The following is a 17,222-nucleotide window of genomic DNA, read 5'->3' as shown; positions in this document are numbered from 1 at the left end:
AAGCTTTAATGTCACCTGAAGTTCACAGAATAAGGAACAGGTTATGAGCTATAGCAATATTCTTGTCGCCGTTGCGGTTACACCGGAAAGTCAGCAACTGCTGGCAAAAGCGGTATCTATCGCCAGGCCAGTAAAGGGACACATCAGTTTAATTACTCTCGCTTCCGACCCGGAAATGTACAATCAATTAGCTGCGCCGATGCTTGAAGATTTACGCAATGTGATGCAGGAAGAAACGCAAAGCTTTCTTGATAAGTTAATTCAGGATGCGGGGTATCCCGTTGACAAGACGTTTATTGCCTACGGTGAGTTAAGCGAACATATTCTGGAAGTTTGTCGCAAACATCATTTCGATTTGGTGATTTGCGGTAATCACAATCACAGTTTCTTTTCGCGAGCATCCTGCTCGGCGAAAAGAGTGATTACCTCAAGTGAGGTCGATGTGCTGTTAGTTCCACTTACGGGAGATTAACCGCACCTACGCAAGCTTAGGAAAGGTAGCAACTTTATCGCGCTGCTGGCTTTCTGCGCTTCGCGGAACTATCTGCTTTAGGTCGCTAATGAAGCACTCCTGCCAGTGGTTAATATCGTTTTTCACGATAACGTCCAGCATTTCTGCATGACGGGAAATACGTTCCGCCAGCGACATAGTCAATGCACGATCCAGCGCAGCTGCAACTTCGTCACGATCGTAGGGATTAACAATTAACGCCGACGTTAACTCGTTTGCCGCTCCCGCAAATTGCGAAAGAACAAGAACGCCCGGGTTAGCAGGGTCCTGAGCGGCAACATACTCTTTTGCCACCAGGTTCATCCCGTCACGCAGTGGCGTCACTAAGCCCACGTCAGAGTAGCGGAATATTTTCATCAGTAATTTACGGTCAAAATGCTGATTCAAATAATAAAGCGGCGTCCAGCCTAATTGCCCATATTTACCATTAATTCGTCCGGCTTCATTTTCGAGCTGATGACGAATATCCTGATAGGCTTGCACATCACCACGAGACGTTGGCGCGATCTGGGTATAACGAATTTTACCGTGATGTTGCGGATATTTTTCCAGTAACGCTTCATAGGCGAGAAAACGCTCCGGCAAACCTTTGGAATAATCCAGTCGTTCGACAGAAAAGATATTTTGTACGTTTTTCAGTTCTGCTTTGAGTTGCGCCAGTTTTGGCGGCAGTGGACCGGCAGCCTGTTTCGCTATTTCTTTCGGCTCAATGCCGATCGGGTAAACTTCCGTTCGAAACGCTTTGCCGCAGGCCGTATGGCTTTTTGCGCTACGTGTCGTGACGCGGGTCAGGTTAGAAAGGCAATCCAGGAACGCCAGACGATCGTTCTCCGTCTGGAAACCCAGCAAATCATAATCACAAAGCTGTTCAAGCAAGGTGTCATATGTCGGCAGCGCGTTGAAGATTTCCGGTGTCGGGAAAGGAATATGCAGAAAGAAACCAATGCGATTATTCACGCCCCGTTTGCGTAATTCATGCGCAAAGGGCAACAGGTGATAATCGTGGATCCAGATAATGTCATCGTCTTGCAACAGCGGCAGTAATTTATCTGCCAGCAACGCATTTACGCGTAGATAGCCATCCCAGGCAGGACGCTGAAATTGCACCAGATCGAGCCGATAATGAAAAGCGGGCCAGAGAACGGCATTGGAGAATTTGTTGTAGTATTCGTCAAGGTCCTGTTCGCTGAGGTTAAAAGAGGCCCACGTAATGTTACCCTTTTTCACCTTTTTTAGCGGCTGATCCTCATTCCCTGTTTCACCGCTCCAGCCAAACCACAGTCCACCTGCGGCTTTCAGTGCCCCCAGTATGCCAACGGCAAGGCCACCGGCACTGGCGGCGTGCTCGTCTGGTGGTGCAATCCGGTTAGATACTACGACTAAACGACTCATAGTCATCACTCCTGTTATTTTCTCTTTTTTGTTGTAATGCGGTGGTTATCATTTCAAGCCAGCTCCAGACATCCGGCACGCCCGCCAGTCGCCATGATGCCTGAGTTGCACCTGTGCCAATTTTTACTGACATTCCGCCCAGCCGGTTAACGACTGCGAAGCCAGATTCATCGGTCAGATCATCGCCCAGAAATACGGGCGTTCGCCCGATAAAGGGAGCTTCCTGCATAAAAGCAGCAATCGCCTCACCTTTACTGGTACCTTTCGGTTTGATCTCGACAACACACTTTCCCTGCTGTAACGCCATTTGTGGCCAGATCTGAGTAATACGTTGCGCTAATGTCATTAATGCGTCTTCATGCTGCGGAGCCTGGCGATAATGCAGCGCAAAAGCCATTCCTTTCGCCTCCAGCTCCGCGCCGGGATACTGGGCGATGACCGTATGCAGTTGCACGCTAATATCACGCGCAATCGCATCCGGCAGATAAACGATATGCGTTTTACCATTGATGTCACGGCGCTCCGCCCCATGCACGCCCGCTAACGGGAAGCGATAAGGTTTTGCCAGTGCGTCAAGCTCCACCATTGAGCGCCCTGAAATCAATGCCAATGCACCATCACTTGCGGTTGCCAGTAGCTGAAGTCCTTGCAGAATAGTGTCAGGCACGACGACTTGATCGGGATGCGGTTTGATTTCCGCCAGCGTTCCATCGAGATCAAAAAACCAGGCATATTTCGCAGATAGTTCAGGGGTTTCGGTTAACGGTTCTGTCACCCGGTTCTCCTCCTTCTCTTTTCTTATTGTGTTGCGCAGAACGCGCTTTACAGACATGTAAGTATAGACAGTGTGACGGGGGTCGCCATTTGCAACGAAGAACAGCCAACCGTTGTGGCGGCTGGCTGTGGTGGGAAAAAACGCTAAATTGTTGTGGAAAAAAGCATCAGACAGTGCGTTTCGCTTTTTGCTTGTAACGGTCGAAAATCACCGCTGCCAGCAGGATTAAGCCGCGAACTACGTACTGTGCGAAAGGAGAAATATTAAGCAGGTTCATGGCGTTTTCCACGGTGCCTAAAATTAAGATACCCGCCACCACATATGAGATTTTTCCGATGCCGCCTTTCAGAGAAACGCCACCTAAAACGCAGGCGGAGATCACAATCAGCTCATAGCCAATCGACGTCATTGGCTGCCCACTGGTCATACGTGAAGCCAGAATAATTCCGGCTATCGCTGATACCAGGCCAGAGAGAACAAAGATAATAATTTTGGTGCGAACAACCGGTACACCCGCCAGACGCGCAGCCTCTTCGTTCCCGCCAATCGCCAGGGTATTACGACCAAAGGTGGTTTTATTCAGCAGCAAGCCAAAGATGATCAAACACGCGACGGTGAGCCAGATTGGCGCAGGCAGACCAAACCAGTTGGCGTAACCAAGGGCAAAGAAGCTTTCATCTTCGATACCGACCGCTTTACCGTCTGAAATGATGTACGCCAGACCTCGAACAATCTGCATCGTTGCCAGTGTCGTGATGAGGGCATTTATTTTCAGTTTGGCGATAACAAAGCCATTGACCAGGCCACAGAGAACGCCCAGCAACAAACCCGCTGCCACGCCAATCCACAGGCTTTCAGTCAGGTTGATAACCACCGCAGTGGTGACACCCGCACAGGCAATTACGGAGGCGACAGAAAGGTCAAAGTCACCGGAAGCAAGGCAGAACAACATGCCACACGCCACCATCCCCGACATAGAAATTGCCAGGCCCAACCCTTTCATATTAATGAAGGTGGCAAAATTTGGGACAAAAATGGCACAGGCGATAAAAAGCACCGCAAACACCACCAGCATGCCGTACTGATCCCAGATACGCCCAAAGCTGAATGACGACTTAGGTGCTCCAGAACCCGATGTAGAAACAGAAGACATCATACTCTCCTTACTCAGGCAACTGCCTGGCTGACTTTAGGCATCGCAAGGCTCAGTGCCTGACGCTCATCTGCCTGCTCGTGTAACAATTCACCGGCGATTTCACCTTCGCGCATCACCACAATCCGGTCGGCAACGCCGAGGACTTCAGGTAAGTCGCTGGAGGCAAACAGCACCGCCACACCCTGCGCCGCCAGCGCATAAATCACGTTATATATTTCGTGCTTAGCACCAACATCAATGCCGCGCGTAGGTTCATCCAGCAAAATGACCTTCATCTCTTCCGATAACCAGCGGCCCAGAATGGCTTTTTGCTGATTTCCACCTGAGAGATTCATAATCAGTTGCTCAGCGCCCGGCGTTTTGATGTTGAGCGAACGAATGTGGTGATCGGCATTGTTTTCTTCCCAACCGTTGTTGATTACACAACCGCCGAGCACATGTTTGCGTCTGGCACTGATGTTGATATTGTCGCGAACGGAGTGCACAGGAATAATGCCTTCCGCTTTGCGATCTTCCGGGCAGAGCATCATGCCTGCGGTAATAGCGTGGCTCGGTTTACGAATATCGATCGGCTGTTGGTCGATATAAACCTGACCGGCGGTGATTTGCGTACCGCCAAACATGCCTTTCATTAATTCGCTACGCCCTGCCCCGACCAGACCAAACAGACCGACAATTTCTCCACTGCGAACCGCCAGACTTATTGGCGTACGCACGCCTGGTGCTTTCACAGCATCAAGACGCAGCCGCTCCTCGCCATAACTACGCGGTTGCCAGCCGTAGATATCGCCAATGTCTCGCCCGACCATCGCCTGCACCAGTGCGTCGTGGTCAACCTGCTGCATATCGGTAAAGGTTTTGACATAACGCCCATCTTTAAAGACGGTGATGGCATCGCTGAGGGCAAATATTTCTTCCATACGGTGAGAAACGTATAAGATCACCCGCCCCTCTTTTCGCAGTTCACGAATAACGCGGAAAAGATTGTCGATTTCGCGGGCAGAGAGGGAGCTGGTTGGCTCATCAAAGGCGATAATTTTGGCGTTACGCGCCAGCGCTTTGGCGATTTCAACCATCTGCCACTGACCAATGGAGAGATATTTCAGCGGCGTGTCCGGGTCAATATCCATACCAAGATGTTTAATTTGTAAACCTGCCTCATAATTCAGCAATGAACGATTCACAATGCCGCCTTTATGCGGCAGCTGGCCGAGATAGATGTTTTCCGCGACGGTCATTTCCGGCACGAGATGCAGTTCCTGGTAAATAATCGCCACCCCCGCGTTAAGTGCTGCGGTCGTGTCGGAAAAGGACATTTTCTGCCCATTAATCACTACAGAACCCGTGGTTGGCGCATAGTTTCCGCTGAGGATTTTTAAGAGAGTTGATTTTCCTGCGCCATTTTCACCCATCAACGCATGAACCTGACCGGCATAGCAGTCAAAACTAATATCCGTCAGCGCCTTAACGCCGGGAAACGTTTTACCGATGCCGCGAAATGAGAGATACGGGGTAGACTGTTGCATAACGTCTCCGTGAATCACTGGTCGTTCACACCCCCTCTGCATCATGCAGAGGGGAATTTTTCCGGCAAATTACTTACCGCCTAAACCTTTTTTCTCCAGTTCTTCTTTAAAGTTGTCACGCGTGATCAGCACCACGTCGGTAACTTCGGTGAATTTGGTCGGTTCAACACCTTTTGCAACCCAGTTGTAAAGCATTTCGCTGGACTTATAACCATGTACGTCCGGGCTTGGCAGCAGGGAACCGTAGAAGCCGGTTGCCTGTGCCTTAGACAGTTCACTCACCGCATCCACACCGTTAATACCGATACCGATGATATCGGCCGCTTTAAAGCCCTGACCTTCCGTCGCGCGTACGCCGCCCAGCACGGTGCTGTCGTTCATACCGACAATCAGCCAATGTTTAACTTCCGGATGTTGAACCAGCATTGAGTTGGCAGCGTCAAATGCCCCCGGGATGTCGTTAGATTTGGTAGGTACCTGATAAATTTGTTTTTCCGGGAATCCTGCAGCTTTCAGCGCATCCATAGACCCCGTAGTACGGCGACGAGCCGTATCCAGTTCGTTGGAGGTAATCGCCATCACCGCGCTTTCTTTGACATCCCAGCCACGTTTCTGCATCTCTTTATACAGTTCCTGGCCCTGACGTTCGCCAATTTTGGTCGCAGCCATCATCACCAGCGGAACGGTATCCATTGGCTTACCTTTGGCGTTAACAAACTGGTCATCCACGGCAATGACTTTCATATCGTAGCCACGCGCTTTCGCCACGATGGCAGAGCCGAGTTTCGGGTCCGGAGTACAAATAACGAAACCTTTCGCGCCACTGGCAGCCAGGCTGTCGATAGCGTTCAATGTTTTTTCGCCATCCGGCACGGCAATCTTAATAACTTCAAACCCTAAATCCTTCCCGGCTTTATCGGCAAACTTCCATTCGGTCTGGAACCACGGCTCTTCCGGTTGCTTCACCAGGAAACCGAGCTTCAGGTTCTCCGCCATAGCGGATTGTGACATAACGGCTGCCAGACCAATGGCTGCCAGGGCTTTAGTAAATTTGTGCATGGTTCTCTCCAGCTTTAGTGTCGTTTTGTGTAGGGCAAAAACGAATGACATTCGTTAAATTAATCGGAAAACAAAGCATTACCTTTTAACTAAAAGATAAGTGACTGTGTTGACATAGTTTTAGCGAGAAATTAATTCTCCATAGGAGAGCAATATCACATCGCAGAATTACAGTGAGAACGTGCATAAATTTAGCGGGAAAAGACATAAGGAAAAGCGAATTTGTCAGACAAATTATCGAGTGCACAGCAGAATAATCCATAAGATTAGCCTGGAAGTCCTTGTTGTCTTTGGTACCCATGCGGGATGTTTTCTTTTTAACCAGTCAATAGGCCTCATTACCTGGCGTTGAGTTTTTGCAATGGTGTAATAACCGCAACTTAAAGATGTGGAAAATGCGCGTCATTCATTTCGCCATTAATTATCACTGTACTCATTAATTAACAGAACACGTATAATGAGAGCCATATCGCAAAAATGAAAAAACGTTTTATAAAATCATTGCTTCATCATGAATTCAAATTCATCGATTAATATCAACAAGATACAAAAAGCACCATCATTAAAATTCATTACAGTTACATTGATTTCATCAATGAAATGTAAAAATATATAAACTTGATGATTTAAGCATTTTCTTATACCCGTTCAGACGTTATTCTTATTTCAGATCATCGTCAGAATTGACTCCACGATCACATTTCGGACCGGCAGAAAGGAATTATTCTGCAAACAGTAATTATGGTGTTTTGATTTATCTTGCACCTCTCCACTTCTGGATATAAGGATATTAGGTATGGCAACCGCTGGAATGCTTCTCAAACTCAACTCTCAAATGAACCGCGAGTTTTACGCATCCAATCTCTACCTTCACCTGAGTAACTGGTGTTCTGAACAAAGTCTGAACGGCACCGCCACTTTCCTTCGCGCCCAGGCACAGAGTAATGTGACCCAAATGATGCGCATGTTTAACTTTATGAAGAGTGTCGGCGCTACCCCCATCGTTAAAGCCATTGATGTTCCCGGTGAAAAACTGAACTCTCTGGAAGAACTGTTCCAAAAAACGATGGAAGAATACGAGCAACGTTCAAGCACGCTGGCGCAGTTAGCCGATGAAGCGAAAGAACTGAATGATGATTCAACCGTCAATTTCCTGCGCGATCTGGAAAAAGAACAGCAGCATGATGGCCTGTTACTGCAAACCATTCTTGATGAAGTGCGCAGTGCGAAACTTGCTGGTATGTGTCCTGTGCAGACCGACCAACATGTTCTGAATGTCGTGTCGCATCAGCTGCATTGATCATACATCGGCGCTAATGCATTGCGCCGATGAAGTTTTTGAGAAACCGCTGCCTCATTTTTTTGAAGCAGCGGTTTTTTAATGGGATTCGCCCTGTGGGGTAAACTTGAGTTCAATCAACGCGATGGCTTTTTGGATTGCCCGCATGGTGACCGGGTCTGCGGCGGCGGGATGGTTAGTAAAGTCGATATTCTTCAGCTGGCTGGACATTTTTTCGCGAACTTCAACGGGCGCGATCACATCGAGAACATCCAGAATTTGTTTGATAACCAACTGGCAAGCAACCACATCAGAAACCAGTTCCTGATCGGCATTCAGCGGCTGGGACATCGTAAACTCCTGATAGCATTTTGAAAGCCGTTATAGTAGCGGCTTCACATCTTCAGCGATAGTCACATCCACCGTCATCAGAACACAAAAAAACCTGCCGGAGCAGGTTTTTTGTTATCGGAACATATTGCCTGGCGGTACGTCTTTGAACGTCTTGCAATAGTTATTGAACATACTTTTCAGGATCTTGCGCAGTTTCATCGCGGTACTCCGACCATTTGTTATACAGGTGTTATTGTCTTTGCGTTTATAATATGACAACCATCACAAAAATCAATCTTTATGTGATGTAAATCACATAAATACCCCTTTAATGTTATAAAAATGATAATCAAAAAGCAGCCCCCCCAATTTCTGACACATATAGATGGCAAGAAATAGCGCCTGCCAGGCGTCTTTTCCGGCCATTGTCGCAGCGCTGTAACGCGTAAAATACTGCTTTCTTTTACTCTTCTGGCTGGACCATGAGACTTCTGATTCTGACTCTTTCCTTAATAACGCTGACAGGATGTACGGTTACTCGCCAGGCCCATGTGAGCGAAGTTGACGCGGCAACAGGTATTGTTCGGTTGGTTTATGATCAGGCTTTTTTGCAGCATGCCCGTACCGATCGTTATGTCAGTCGCGGGATCGCCGATCGCGCATGCCAGCAGGCAGGCTATACCCACGCTATCCCCTTTGGTCAGCCAGTAGGCAACTGTAGCCTCTTTGCGGGTTCCTTATGTTTGAATACGGAATTCACTTTGTCATATCAGTGCCATCATTCCGCCTTCCCTGTCTTTCTCTAAACGTTTTAATCAGCGAGGGGGATCTTCGCTGATTAAATAAATAGCGGTAATGCGTTTTATTCCCATTCGTATTTTTAATAAATGATGTTTATATTTTACCTTTTGCAAATAATAAAATAACAAATTATAGTGACGCTACAGCAACAAATATAACCTTTGTGGAGCACTATCATGCTGAAACCAGAAATGATTGAAAAACTTAATGAGCAGATGAACCTGGAACTGTACTCTTCACTGCTTTATCAGCAAATGAGCGCCTGGTGCAGCTATCATACCTTCGAAGGTGCTGCCGCGTTCCTGCGCCGTCACGCCCAGGAAGAGATGACGCATATGCAGCGTCTGTTTGATTACCTGACTGATACCGGCAACTTACCGCGTATTAATACCGTTGAATCTCCGTTTGCTGAATATTCCTCACTTGATGAATTATTCCAGGAAACCTATAAACACGAACAATTAATCACGCAGAAAATTAACGAACTGGCTCATGCTGCAATGACCAATCAGGACTACCCAACATTTAATTTCCTGCAATGGTATGTTTCTGAGCAGCATGAAGAAGAGAAACTGTTCAAATCGATTATTGATAAATTAAGCCTGGCAGGCAAAAGTGGCGAAGGTCTGTATTTTATCGACAAAGAACTCTCTACCCTCGACACACAAAACTAATGCTCTCCGGCGGCAGGTTTTCTGCCGCCGTTTCAAATCAGTGACGGCAAATCTTACTCTGATCGGTTGAAAAACCTTCTTCTGAAGGTATAAATTTGCCTTTTGCTGCCAGAAACGCCACCAACTCTCCCGCAGTCATCCCTTCTGCCGAGCAGGTGTGAAAACGTGCCTGTTCACCAAAACGCGCTTTAATTGCTGCTTCCAGACTGGCATGCGTATATTGCTCGCCTGATTCAATCATCATATTTAACACTTCATGACCGTGAATAGAGTCCATCGTTCCTCCTCAAAAAAAGCCTAGCGTAGCGATTGCCGCTTATGAAGACTTTGCGCCAGCGCAGAACTGAACGCTTTTTGTTGTACATTTATATTTACATCATATGTAACGTCGGTTTGACGAATCAGCCGTTATGCCTTAACCTGCGCCGCAGATATCACTCATAAAGATCGTCAGGACAGAAGAAAGCGTGAAAAACAGAACTCTGGGAAGTGTTTTTATCGTGGCGGGAACCACAATTGGCGCAGGCATGCTGGCAATGCCGCTGGCTGCGGCAGGTGTTGGTTTTAGCGTCACGTTAATCTTGTTGATTGGGCTTTGGGCGTTGATGTGCTACACGGCGCTATTACTGCTGGAGGTGTACCAGCATGTCCCGGCAGATACCGGTCTGGGCACGCTGGCAAAACGCTATCTGGGACGCTACGGTCAGTGGCTGACGGGCTTCAGTATGATGTTTTTAATGTATGCTCTGACTGCGGCATACATCAGCGGTGCCGGTGAATTGTTGGCCTCCAGCATCAGCGACTGGACAGGTATTTCAATGTCGGCAACCGCTGGCGTGCTGTTGTTCACTTTTGTTGCCGGTGGCGTGGTTTGTGTCGGAACTTCGCTGGTCGATTTATTTAACCGTTTTCTGTTCAGCGCCAAAATTATTTTTCTGGTGGTGATGCTGGTATTGCTGCTACCGCATATTCACAAAGTGAATCTTTTAACCCTGCCGTTGCAACAGGGACTGGCACTGTCTGCAATCCCGGTGATTTTTACGTCGTTTGGTTTTCACGGTAGCGTGCCGAGTATTGTCAGCTATATGGATGGCAACATTCGTAAGCTACGCTGGGTGTTTATAATCGGTAGTGCGATCCCCCTGGTGGCATATATTTTCTGGCAGCTGGCGACCCTTGGCAGCATTGATTCAACAACCTTTATGGGATTGCTGGCTAATCATGCCGGATTAAACGGGCTGTTACAGGCGTTACGCGAAATGGTGGCCTCTCCGCATGTTGAGCTGGCAGTGCATTTATTTGCTGATTTAGCCCTCGCCACGTCCTTCCTCGGCGTAGCGTTAGGCTTATTTGATTATCTGGCAGATTTGTTTCAGCGTTCAAATACCGTTGGTGGACGATTGCAAACTGGTGCAATTACCTTTCTGCCGCCACTGGCGTTTGCACTGTTTTATCCACGAGGATTTGTGATGGCGCTGGGTTACGCCGGTGTGGCACTGGCGGTACTGGCATTGATTATCCCTTCGCTGTTGACCTGGCAAAGCAGGAAGCACAATCCTCAGGCGGGTTACCGGGTGAAAGGTGGTCGTCCGGCGCTGGTGGTGGTGTTTCTCTGTGGTATTGCTGTGATTGGCGTGCAATTTTTGATTGCGGCAGGCTTGTTACCAGAAGTGGGGTGATTAGATAGCCTCAAATTCCTTATTGGGTGCCAGAATTAACGCTGACACCCAATGTGACCTCTTAATGCAGGCAGCACTGCTTAAATTTCTTACCACTACCGCACGGACAAGGATCGTTACGCCCCGGTTTCTCTTCTGCTTTGATAGGTTGCTGAACAGCTTTTTCCTGCGGATGCGCCATCCAGTATGCATGTAAATCAAGCGCCGCCAGTCGAATAGCATCTACGCTCTCTTCAAACGCTTCTGGCGACATCTTCTCTACCCGCTCGAAGTTTTCCTCAGTACCGTGCAGCGCAATCGCATCCAGCGCTGGTTTTAACGAATCGGGCAACGTTGACCAGTCAGAAAGTGCCACGCCCCGCATATAGCCAAAGCACCACTCCTCAACAATCGTCAGCTCGCTGCCATCGACTTCTCGCAAGCCGAATAACGGCTCAAACTGCTCCGGGAATTCGTTCAGACGCTCTGCGGTATCAGCCATATGTTGAAAAGCCAGGTTCATAAAGCGCGTCATCTCTTTCTCTGACGCCCAGCGCGGCACATAGTCAGCCCCACCCCACACGGCAACCAGCCACTGTGCCGGTTCAATCTCTTGCGGAGAACTCAACACCGCCGTCAATAAACCGTCCAGCTCCGCCACATCAAGAATGGCGTGGTCAGTGTTGTATTTGGTCAGAATATCGTCCAGCCATTCCAACTCACTTTCGTTTAACGGTCCTGTTTTCATACGCTTTTCCTTGTGGATCTCAACTCGCCAGCACCTATCTTACATGCCGGTCCGTATCAGAGATACTTTTTGAGTGGCTTTGCCGGTGATTAAAAATTAAGGAGGGTGTAACGACAAGTTGCAGGCACAAAAAAACCACCCGAAGGTGGTTTCACGACACTGCTTATTGCTTTGATTTTATTCTTATCTTTCCCATGGTACCCGGAGCGGGACTTGAACCCGCACAGCGCGAACGCCGAGGGATTTTAAATCCCTTGTGTCTACCGATTCCACCATCCGGGCTCGGGAAGAAAGTGGAGGCGCGTTCCGGAGTCGAACCGGACTAGACGGATTTGCAATCCGCTACATAACCGCTTTGTTAACGCGCCAAATTCTTCAGGCCTTTCAGCCAGACATCCGCTGCCGCCGATGTCTTTTAAACTGGAGCGGGAAACGAGACTCGAACTCGCGACCCCGACCTTGGCAAGGTCGTGCTCTACCAACTGAGCTATTCCCGCACTCATCAAGCAATCAGTTAATCACTTGATTTTATTATCGTCTGGCAATCAGTGCCGCCGTTCGATGCGTTGCATTCTACTTACCTGGCGCGATGAGTCAACGATATTTTTCACCACTTTTGATCGTTTGCTGAAAATTGCGCCGAAACGATCACTGATCAAGCAAATCTGCACGCGCAGCGCTCAAATATTGCAACATTGACCACAGAGTCAGTACCGCAGCCACAAAGAAAAGTGCAATACCGGCGTACTCAACCCAAATGTTCGGACGCCACAGCAGCCAGGCTAACGCCACCATCTGGGCAGTGGTTTTCACTTTCCCAATCCAGGAGACAGCCACGCTACTGCGTTTACCCAACTCCGCCATCCATTCGCGTAGCGCAGAAATAATAATTTCACGGGCGATCATCGTTGCTGCCGGTAAGGTCACCCACCAGCTGTGGTAATGCTCGGTTACCAGCACCATGGCGATAGCCACGAGAACTTTATCTGCGACAGGGTCAAGGAAAGCACCAAACCGGGTACTCTGGTTCCAGCGGCGTGCCAGAAAACCATCGAACCAGTCAGTCAGCGCCGCGACGCAGAAAATGAGCGCGGCGGCAAATGGCGACCAGGTGACAGGCAAATAAAAGACCAATACAAAGAATGGGATAAGGATGACACGGAACAGTGTAAGCAACGTAGGGATATTAAATTGCATAATGACGGGTAACTATCTGTTGTCAGTAAGATTACCCCTATGTTGCTACAGAGACATCAATGTTTCAACGACCAGAAGATCTTTTCTGCCAGACCTTGCGAAATACCCGGCACTTTTGCAATTTCCTCGACGCTGGCGTTACGTAAACCTTGCAAACCGCCCATATATTTCAACAACATTTGCCGACGTTTTAGCCCGACGCCTTCAATGGTTTCCAGGGAACTGGTATTTTTGACCTTCGCCCGTTTTTTACGGTGCCCGCCAATCGCGTGATCGTGTGATTCATCGCGAATATGCTGGATAACATGCAGCGCGGGAGAATCTGGCGGCAAACTAAATCCCTCACCTTCCGGCTCAAAGAACAGCGTTTCCAGCCCAGCCTTACGATCTGCTCCTTTGGCAACACCAAGTAGCAGCGGATGATTTTTATCCCATGAGACATCCAGTTCGGCGAAAACATTTTTCGCCTGCGCAAGCTGGCCTTTGCCGCCGTCAATAAGGATCACATCCGGGATCTTACTGTCGTCGATAGCTTTACCATAACGCCGACGCAGCACCTGATTCATCGCCGCGTAATCATCGCCCGGCGTGATGCCAGTAATGTTATAGCGCCGATACTCCGCACGCAGCGGGCCGTTGGCATCAAACACCACACAGGAAGCGACGGTTTGTTCACCCATGGTATGGCTGATGTCAAAGCACTCCATCCGCTTCACTTCCGGCAATTTCAACACGCTGGCAAGCGCGGTCAGCCGCTGGTGAACGGTAGATTGCTGCGAAAGTTTGCTGGTTAAGGCCGTCGCCGCATTGGTACGCGCGAGTTTCAGATAACGCGCTCTATCGCCACGAGGTTTGGTTTGAACATTAATCTTGCGTCCCGCCAGTTCTGAAAGGGAATCGGCGAGCAGCGTTTTATCGCTAAGATTAAAATCGAGCAGGATCTCACCCGGTAAGGTGCGCATCTGGCTGCCTTGTAAATAGAACTGACCTACGAAGGTTTCCACCACCTCGCTCAGTTCCGTACCACCAGGCACTTTCGGGAAATAGCTGCGGCTGCCGAGCACTTTGCCCTGACGAATGAACAATACGTGGACACAAGCCATACCCGCATCGAACGCCACTCCAATAACGTCAAGGTCGTCGCCGGTATTGGAAACAAACTGTTTTTCGGTGACACGTCGCACCGCCTGAATTTGGTCGCGAATCCGCGCCGCTTCTTCAAACTCCAGATTCTGGCTGGCAGTTTCCATACGACTAATGAGTTGCGTAAGCACCTGATCATCTTTGCCAGACAAAAACAAGCGCACATACTCGACCTGCTGAGCGTATTCTTCTTCACTCACCAGTCCTTCAACGCACGGCCCCAGACAGCGCCCTATCTGATATTGCAGACACGGACGCGAGCGATTGCGATAAACACTGTTTTCGCACTGGCGAATGGGAAAAATCTTTTGCAGTAGCGCCAGTGTTTCACGTACGGCATAGCCATTCGGGAACGGGCCGAAATATTCACCTTTGGCATGCTTCGCTCCACGATGCATCGCCAGACGCGGGTGGGTATCGCCACTCAGGAAGATAAAAGGATATGATTTATCATCGCGTAGCAAAACGTTGTAACGCGGCTGATAAAGTTTGATGTAGTTGTGTTCCAGTAACAGCGCTTCGGTTTCTGTATGAGTAACCGTTACATCAATTTGCTGGATCTGGGCGACCAGCGCTTCGGTTTTGCGCGAAGCGAGGTTGCTACGGAAATAGCTGGAAAGCCGTTTTTTCAGGTCTTTCGCTTTGCCGACATAGATAACCGTACCACCAGCATCGTACATGCGATAAACGCCTGGCTGGCTGGTTACGGTTTTTAAAAACGCTTTTGCGTCAAACTGATCACTCACTGACTTGATAATGTCTCCGCATTACACAGACCATGGCGAATTGCCAGGTGAGTCAGCTCAACATCGCCATGAATGTTTAGTTTACTGAACATACGATAGCGGTAGCTGTTCACCGTTTTCGGACTGAGATTGAGCTGTTCTGAGATCTCATTGACCTTCTGGCCCTTGGTGATCATCAGCATAATCTGCAATTCACGTTCAGACAAACTGGCAAATGGGCTTTCTGTTTTTTCTGGTTCGATCTGGCTTAACGCCATTTGTTGAGCGATATCAGAAGCAATGTAACGCTGCCCTGAATAGACAGAACGAATCGCACTAACGACTTCCTGCGGAGCCGCGCCTTTGCTGAGGTAGCCCGCAGCTCCGGCCTGCATGACTTTCGCTGGTAAAGGGTTTTCTGTATGGACGGTAAGCATGATGATTTTGACATCAGCTGTGGAACGCGCGATTTTACGCGTCGCCTCAAGACCGCCAATGCCCGGCATACTCATGTCCATTAGCACCACGTCAACGGCATTTGCCCGGCACCATTTAACGGCGTCTTCACCGCACGATGCCTCACCGACGACTTTTATACCCTTTATATCTTCCAGAATGCGTCGTATCCCTGCGCGCACCAGTTCGTGGTCATCAACAAGTAGAACGTTGATCAAAGGAATATCTCCAGAAATAGGGATAACGCTACTGATAGTTAGTCATTCGTATATTAGCGGTTTTTATTGCAACTTTGAAACGTTAAAAATGGTGGGTATTCGATTTTTCTCTCGTTTTTGTCAATTCGATTGTCCACAGTTATGGTCACGCCCGTCACCAACGGCTTCCGGGATCGTTTCACAGTAAGCCCGGCGATGAAATGTGACAAAAATTGACTTTATTCAGCAAAAATGAAAATCAGCCCGCTGAATATGTAACATTAATTAACCCGAACAATACGGGCAAAAAACATTCATGATAAAAATATTTATTGGTCATTATATTAACGTATTTTATAGTACTGTTGATATCACGCTCAAAAAACAACCACTGCTATTTTTAGCAAAGCTTATGGTATACTCCGCCGCCTTAACATTTTTCACCGCAAATTTTCATTGCAACATGACGAGGAAAATAAATGAGTACGCCTGATTTTTCTACTGCCGAGAATAATCAAGAACTGGCAAATGAAGTCTCCTGCCTGAAAGCGATGCTGACGCTGATGCTGCAGGCGATGGGACAAGCTGACGCGGGCCGCGTGATGTTAAAGATGGAAAAACAGCTTGCGCTGATCGAAGACGAAACCCAGGCTGCAGTATTTTCCAAAACGGTTAAGCAAATTAAACAAGCCTACCGTCAGTAATATAAAACCGGCTGAGAGCGTGCCTTTCAGCCGGTTTTTGCATCTGGCACGCAGAACAGAAAAGAGATCAAATTAAGCCAGTAGCGGCCGCGTAACAAGCAACCTGCGTCTTATTCGGTGCATTGATTTTTTTCTGCATGTTTTTCTGATGGAAATTGACCGTATTCTCAGAGATTGACAAAATCATCGCTATCTCTGCTGATGTCTTACCTTCCGCCGTCCATTTCAGAATTTCTTTTTCGCGCTTGCTGAAATTCATCTCTGGCGTCATCACTATTTCATCATTTAAACGCATCAGAGCCATCAGACTTTCGCGCACCAGTAGCTGCATTTTTAATTGCAGTTCATCACTAAGAATGGGTATTTCGCGCGTGCTGCAACGGGAAAAGGACAAAAAGCCCAACGCCCGATTTGGCAGCATTAAATACTGAGTGACACCGCGGCGTAAACCATGTGCGCGCGCAGCTTCCCATAACGGCTGTGCTTCGCTGAATAAGTCATCATTCCACATTAAATGGCCCTGACTAAAGTTTTCAGGGTTCAGCACCGGATCAATTGCGAGAAAATTTTTTGCCTGATAATAACTAACCCACGACTCAGGGTAATTGGTGTAGAAAGCCACTTTAGGTCGCGTGAATGGTACCGGGTGGCGAACACATAACGAATAGTAATCGTACTCCAGCTGCTGAGCCTGAAGCTCTATTTCATGGTAGACCTCTTCTGCGGCCTCCATCCTCTGAAAACGCAACAACATCGTGCGAAGCCAGCTGAAAAAATCCGTATCCTGCATAGTAAACCGCAACGCCCCTGAGAGTGAGTATCATTTATAATGATAATTCAAACTATCACATAAATAAGATTTATATATAATTTATATTATTCAGGCAA

20 protein-coding genes and 3 tRNA genes are annotated in these 17,222 nt (G+C 48.3%); 7 read left to right on the top strand and 16 right to left on the bottom strand.

What is annotated here, in order from left to right; translation table 11 throughout:
* Positions 1–43: 43 nt before the first annotated feature.
* Positions 44–472 carry a universal stress protein UspC gene (gene uspC, locus C4F37_RS05480; RefSeq protein WP_000122412.1) on the top strand — a complete coding sequence of 143 codons (429 nt, stop codon included), beginning with the start codon at positions 44–46 and terminating at the stop codon, positions 470–472.
* A gap of 6 nt (positions 473–478) precedes the next feature.
* Here uspC and otsA read toward each other — a convergent pair whose 3' ends face one another.
* The 5 genes from otsA to araF form a co-directional block, all read right to left on the bottom strand.
* The gene (gene otsA / locus C4F37_RS05475) at positions 479–1,903 is read right to left on the bottom strand and encodes an alpha,alpha-trehalose-phosphate synthase (RefSeq protein ID WP_001296148.1); all 1,425 of its coding nucleotides are present in this window, start codon (positions 1,901–1,903) and stop codon (positions 479–481) included.
* Positions 1,878–2,678, bottom strand: a complete 801-nt coding sequence (gene otsB, locus C4F37_RS05470; RefSeq protein WP_001538879.1) for a trehalose-phosphatase — start codon at positions 2,676–2,678, stop codon at positions 1,878–1,880. The genes otsA and otsB overlap by 26 nt, the downstream gene beginning before the upstream one ends.
* Positions 2,679–2,844: 166 nt before the next feature.
* Complete coding sequence (gene araH, locus C4F37_RS05465) at positions 2,845–3,831, bottom strand: arabinose ABC transporter permease AraH (protein ID WP_000100205.1); 987 nt, start codon at positions 3,829–3,831, stop codon at positions 2,845–2,847.
* A 14-nt stretch (positions 3,832–3,845) separates the two neighbouring features.
* The gene (gene araG / locus C4F37_RS05460) at positions 3,846–5,360 is read right to left on the bottom strand and encodes an arabinose ABC transporter ATP-binding protein AraG (RefSeq protein ID WP_001538880.1); all 1,515 of its coding nucleotides are present in this window, start codon (positions 5,358–5,360) and stop codon (positions 3,846–3,848) included.
* Between the two features lie 69 nt (positions 5,361–5,429).
* Positions 5,430–6,419, bottom strand: coding sequence for an arabinose ABC transporter substrate-binding protein AraF (gene araF, locus C4F37_RS05455; protein WP_000548680.1), 990 nt, complete (start codon positions 6,417–6,419; stop codon positions 5,430–5,432).
* Between the two features lie 796 nt (positions 6,420–7,215).
* Here araF and C4F37_RS05445 point away from each other — a divergent pair.
* Complete coding sequence (locus C4F37_RS05445) at positions 7,216–7,719, top strand: non-heme ferritin-like protein (protein WP_000179469.1); 504 nt, start codon at positions 7,216–7,218, stop codon at positions 7,717–7,719.
* A gap of 78 nt (positions 7,720–7,797) precedes the next feature.
* Here C4F37_RS05445 and yecJ read toward each other — a convergent pair whose 3' ends face one another.
* Positions 7,798–8,049 carry a DUF2766 family protein YecJ gene (yecJ, locus tag C4F37_RS05440; RefSeq protein WP_000082127.1) on the bottom strand — a complete coding sequence of 84 codons (252 nt, stop codon included), beginning with the start codon at positions 8,047–8,049 and terminating at the stop codon, positions 7,798–7,800.
* A 114-nt stretch (positions 8,050–8,163) separates the two neighbouring features.
* Positions 8,164–8,250 carry a stress response protein AzuC gene (gene azuC / locus C4F37_RS27295; RefSeq protein ID WP_010723106.1) on the bottom strand — a complete coding sequence of 29 codons (87 nt, stop codon included), beginning with the start codon at positions 8,248–8,250 and terminating at the stop codon, positions 8,164–8,166.
* Between the two features lie 263 nt (positions 8,251–8,513).
* On the opposite strand from azuC, the gene C4F37_RS05425 reads away from it, so the two are divergent.
* Positions 8,514–8,837 carry a YecR-like lipofamily protein gene (locus C4F37_RS05425; protein WP_001237881.1) on the top strand — a complete coding sequence of 108 codons (324 nt, stop codon included), beginning with the start codon at positions 8,514–8,516 and terminating at the stop codon, positions 8,835–8,837.
* Positions 8,838–9,008: 171 nt separating this feature from the next.
* A complete protein-coding gene (gene ftnA, locus C4F37_RS05420) occupies positions 9,009–9,506 on the top strand; it encodes a non-heme ferritin (RefSeq protein WP_000917208.1) in 498 nt (165 codons plus the stop codon).
* A 37-nt stretch (positions 9,507–9,543) separates the two neighbouring features.
* Here ftnA and C4F37_RS05415 read toward each other — a convergent pair whose 3' ends face one another.
* The gene (locus tag C4F37_RS05415) at positions 9,544–9,783 is read right to left on the bottom strand and encodes a YecH family metal-binding protein (RefSeq protein ID WP_000377224.1); all 240 of its coding nucleotides are present in this window, start codon (positions 9,781–9,783) and stop codon (positions 9,544–9,546) included.
* A gap of 190 nt (positions 9,784–9,973) precedes the next feature.
* Between C4F37_RS05415 and tyrP the strand changes: the two genes are divergently transcribed.
* On the top strand, positions 9,974–11,185 hold the full coding sequence (gene tyrP / locus C4F37_RS05410) for a tyrosine transporter TyrP (protein WP_000797555.1): 1,212 nt from the start codon (positions 9,974–9,976) through the stop codon (positions 11,183–11,185).
* Positions 11,186–11,246: 61 nt separating this feature from the next.
* Here the strand turns inward: tyrP and yecA are convergent, their stop codons facing one another.
* From yecA to uvrY, 7 genes are all read right to left on the bottom strand, one after another.
* Positions 11,247–11,912, bottom strand: a complete 666-nt coding sequence (yecA, locus tag C4F37_RS05405; protein ID WP_000847877.1) for a UPF0149 family protein YecA — start codon at positions 11,910–11,912, stop codon at positions 11,247–11,249.
* A gap of 195 nt (positions 11,913–12,107) precedes the next feature.
* Positions 12,108–12,194: transfer RNA gene (locus C4F37_RS05400), tRNA-Leu, on the bottom strand.
* A gap of 12 nt (positions 12,195–12,206) precedes the next feature.
* Positions 12,207–12,280, bottom strand: a tRNA-Cys gene (locus C4F37_RS05395).
* 53 nt (positions 12,281–12,333) lie between these two features.
* Positions 12,334–12,409: transfer RNA gene (locus C4F37_RS05390), tRNA-Gly, on the bottom strand.
* Positions 12,410–12,560: 151 nt separating this feature from the next.
* Positions 12,561–13,109 (bottom strand): CDP-diacylglycerol--glycerol-3-phosphate 3-phosphatidyltransferase, encoded by a 549-nt coding sequence (gene pgsA / locus C4F37_RS05385; RefSeq protein WP_001538881.1) that lies wholly within the window; start codon positions 13,107–13,109, stop codon positions 12,561–12,563.
* 56 nt (positions 13,110–13,165) lie between these two features.
* Positions 13,166–14,998 (bottom strand): excinuclease ABC subunit UvrC, encoded by a 1,833-nt coding sequence (gene uvrC, locus C4F37_RS05380; RefSeq protein WP_001773939.1) that lies wholly within the window; start codon positions 14,996–14,998, stop codon positions 13,166–13,168.
* Complete coding sequence (gene uvrY, locus C4F37_RS05375; RefSeq protein WP_000611328.1) at positions 14,995–15,651, bottom strand: UvrY/SirA/GacA family response regulator transcription factor; 657 nt, start codon at positions 15,649–15,651, stop codon at positions 14,995–14,997. The genes uvrC and uvrY overlap by 4 nt, the downstream gene beginning before the upstream one ends.
* A 295-nt stretch (positions 15,652–15,946) precedes the next feature.
* On the opposite strand from uvrY, the gene yecU reads away from it, so the two are divergent.
* Together yecU and yecF are read left to right on the top strand one after the other, a co-directional pair.
* Positions 15,947–16,123, top strand: a complete 177-nt coding sequence (gene yecU / locus C4F37_RS27290; protein WP_001307856.1) for a protein YecU — start codon at positions 15,947–15,949, stop codon at positions 16,121–16,123.
* Positions 16,110–16,334 (top strand): DUF2594 family protein YecF, encoded by a 225-nt coding sequence (yecF, locus tag C4F37_RS05370; RefSeq protein WP_000106474.1) that lies wholly within the window; start codon positions 16,110–16,112, stop codon positions 16,332–16,334. The genes yecU and yecF overlap by 14 nt, the downstream gene beginning before the upstream one ends.
* Before the next feature lie 67 nt (positions 16,335–16,401).
* On the opposite strand, the gene sdiA is transcribed toward yecF, so the two are convergent.
* On the bottom strand, positions 16,402–17,124 hold the full coding sequence (sdiA, locus tag C4F37_RS05365) for a transcriptional regulator SdiA (RefSeq protein WP_001154255.1): 723 nt from the start codon (positions 17,122–17,124) through the stop codon (positions 16,402–16,404).
* Positions 17,125–17,222: the final 98 nt, after the last annotated feature.

Origin of the sequence: Escherichia sp. R1, from assembly GCF_003000935.1 — a bacterium.
In the GTDB taxonomy this organism is placed as follows: domain Bacteria; phylum Pseudomonadota; class Gammaproteobacteria; order Enterobacterales; family Enterobacteriaceae; genus Escherichia; species Escherichia coli.
The sequence above is the reverse complement of the archived record's forward strand: the minus strand, read 5'-3'. Positions and strand labels throughout refer to the sequence as shown.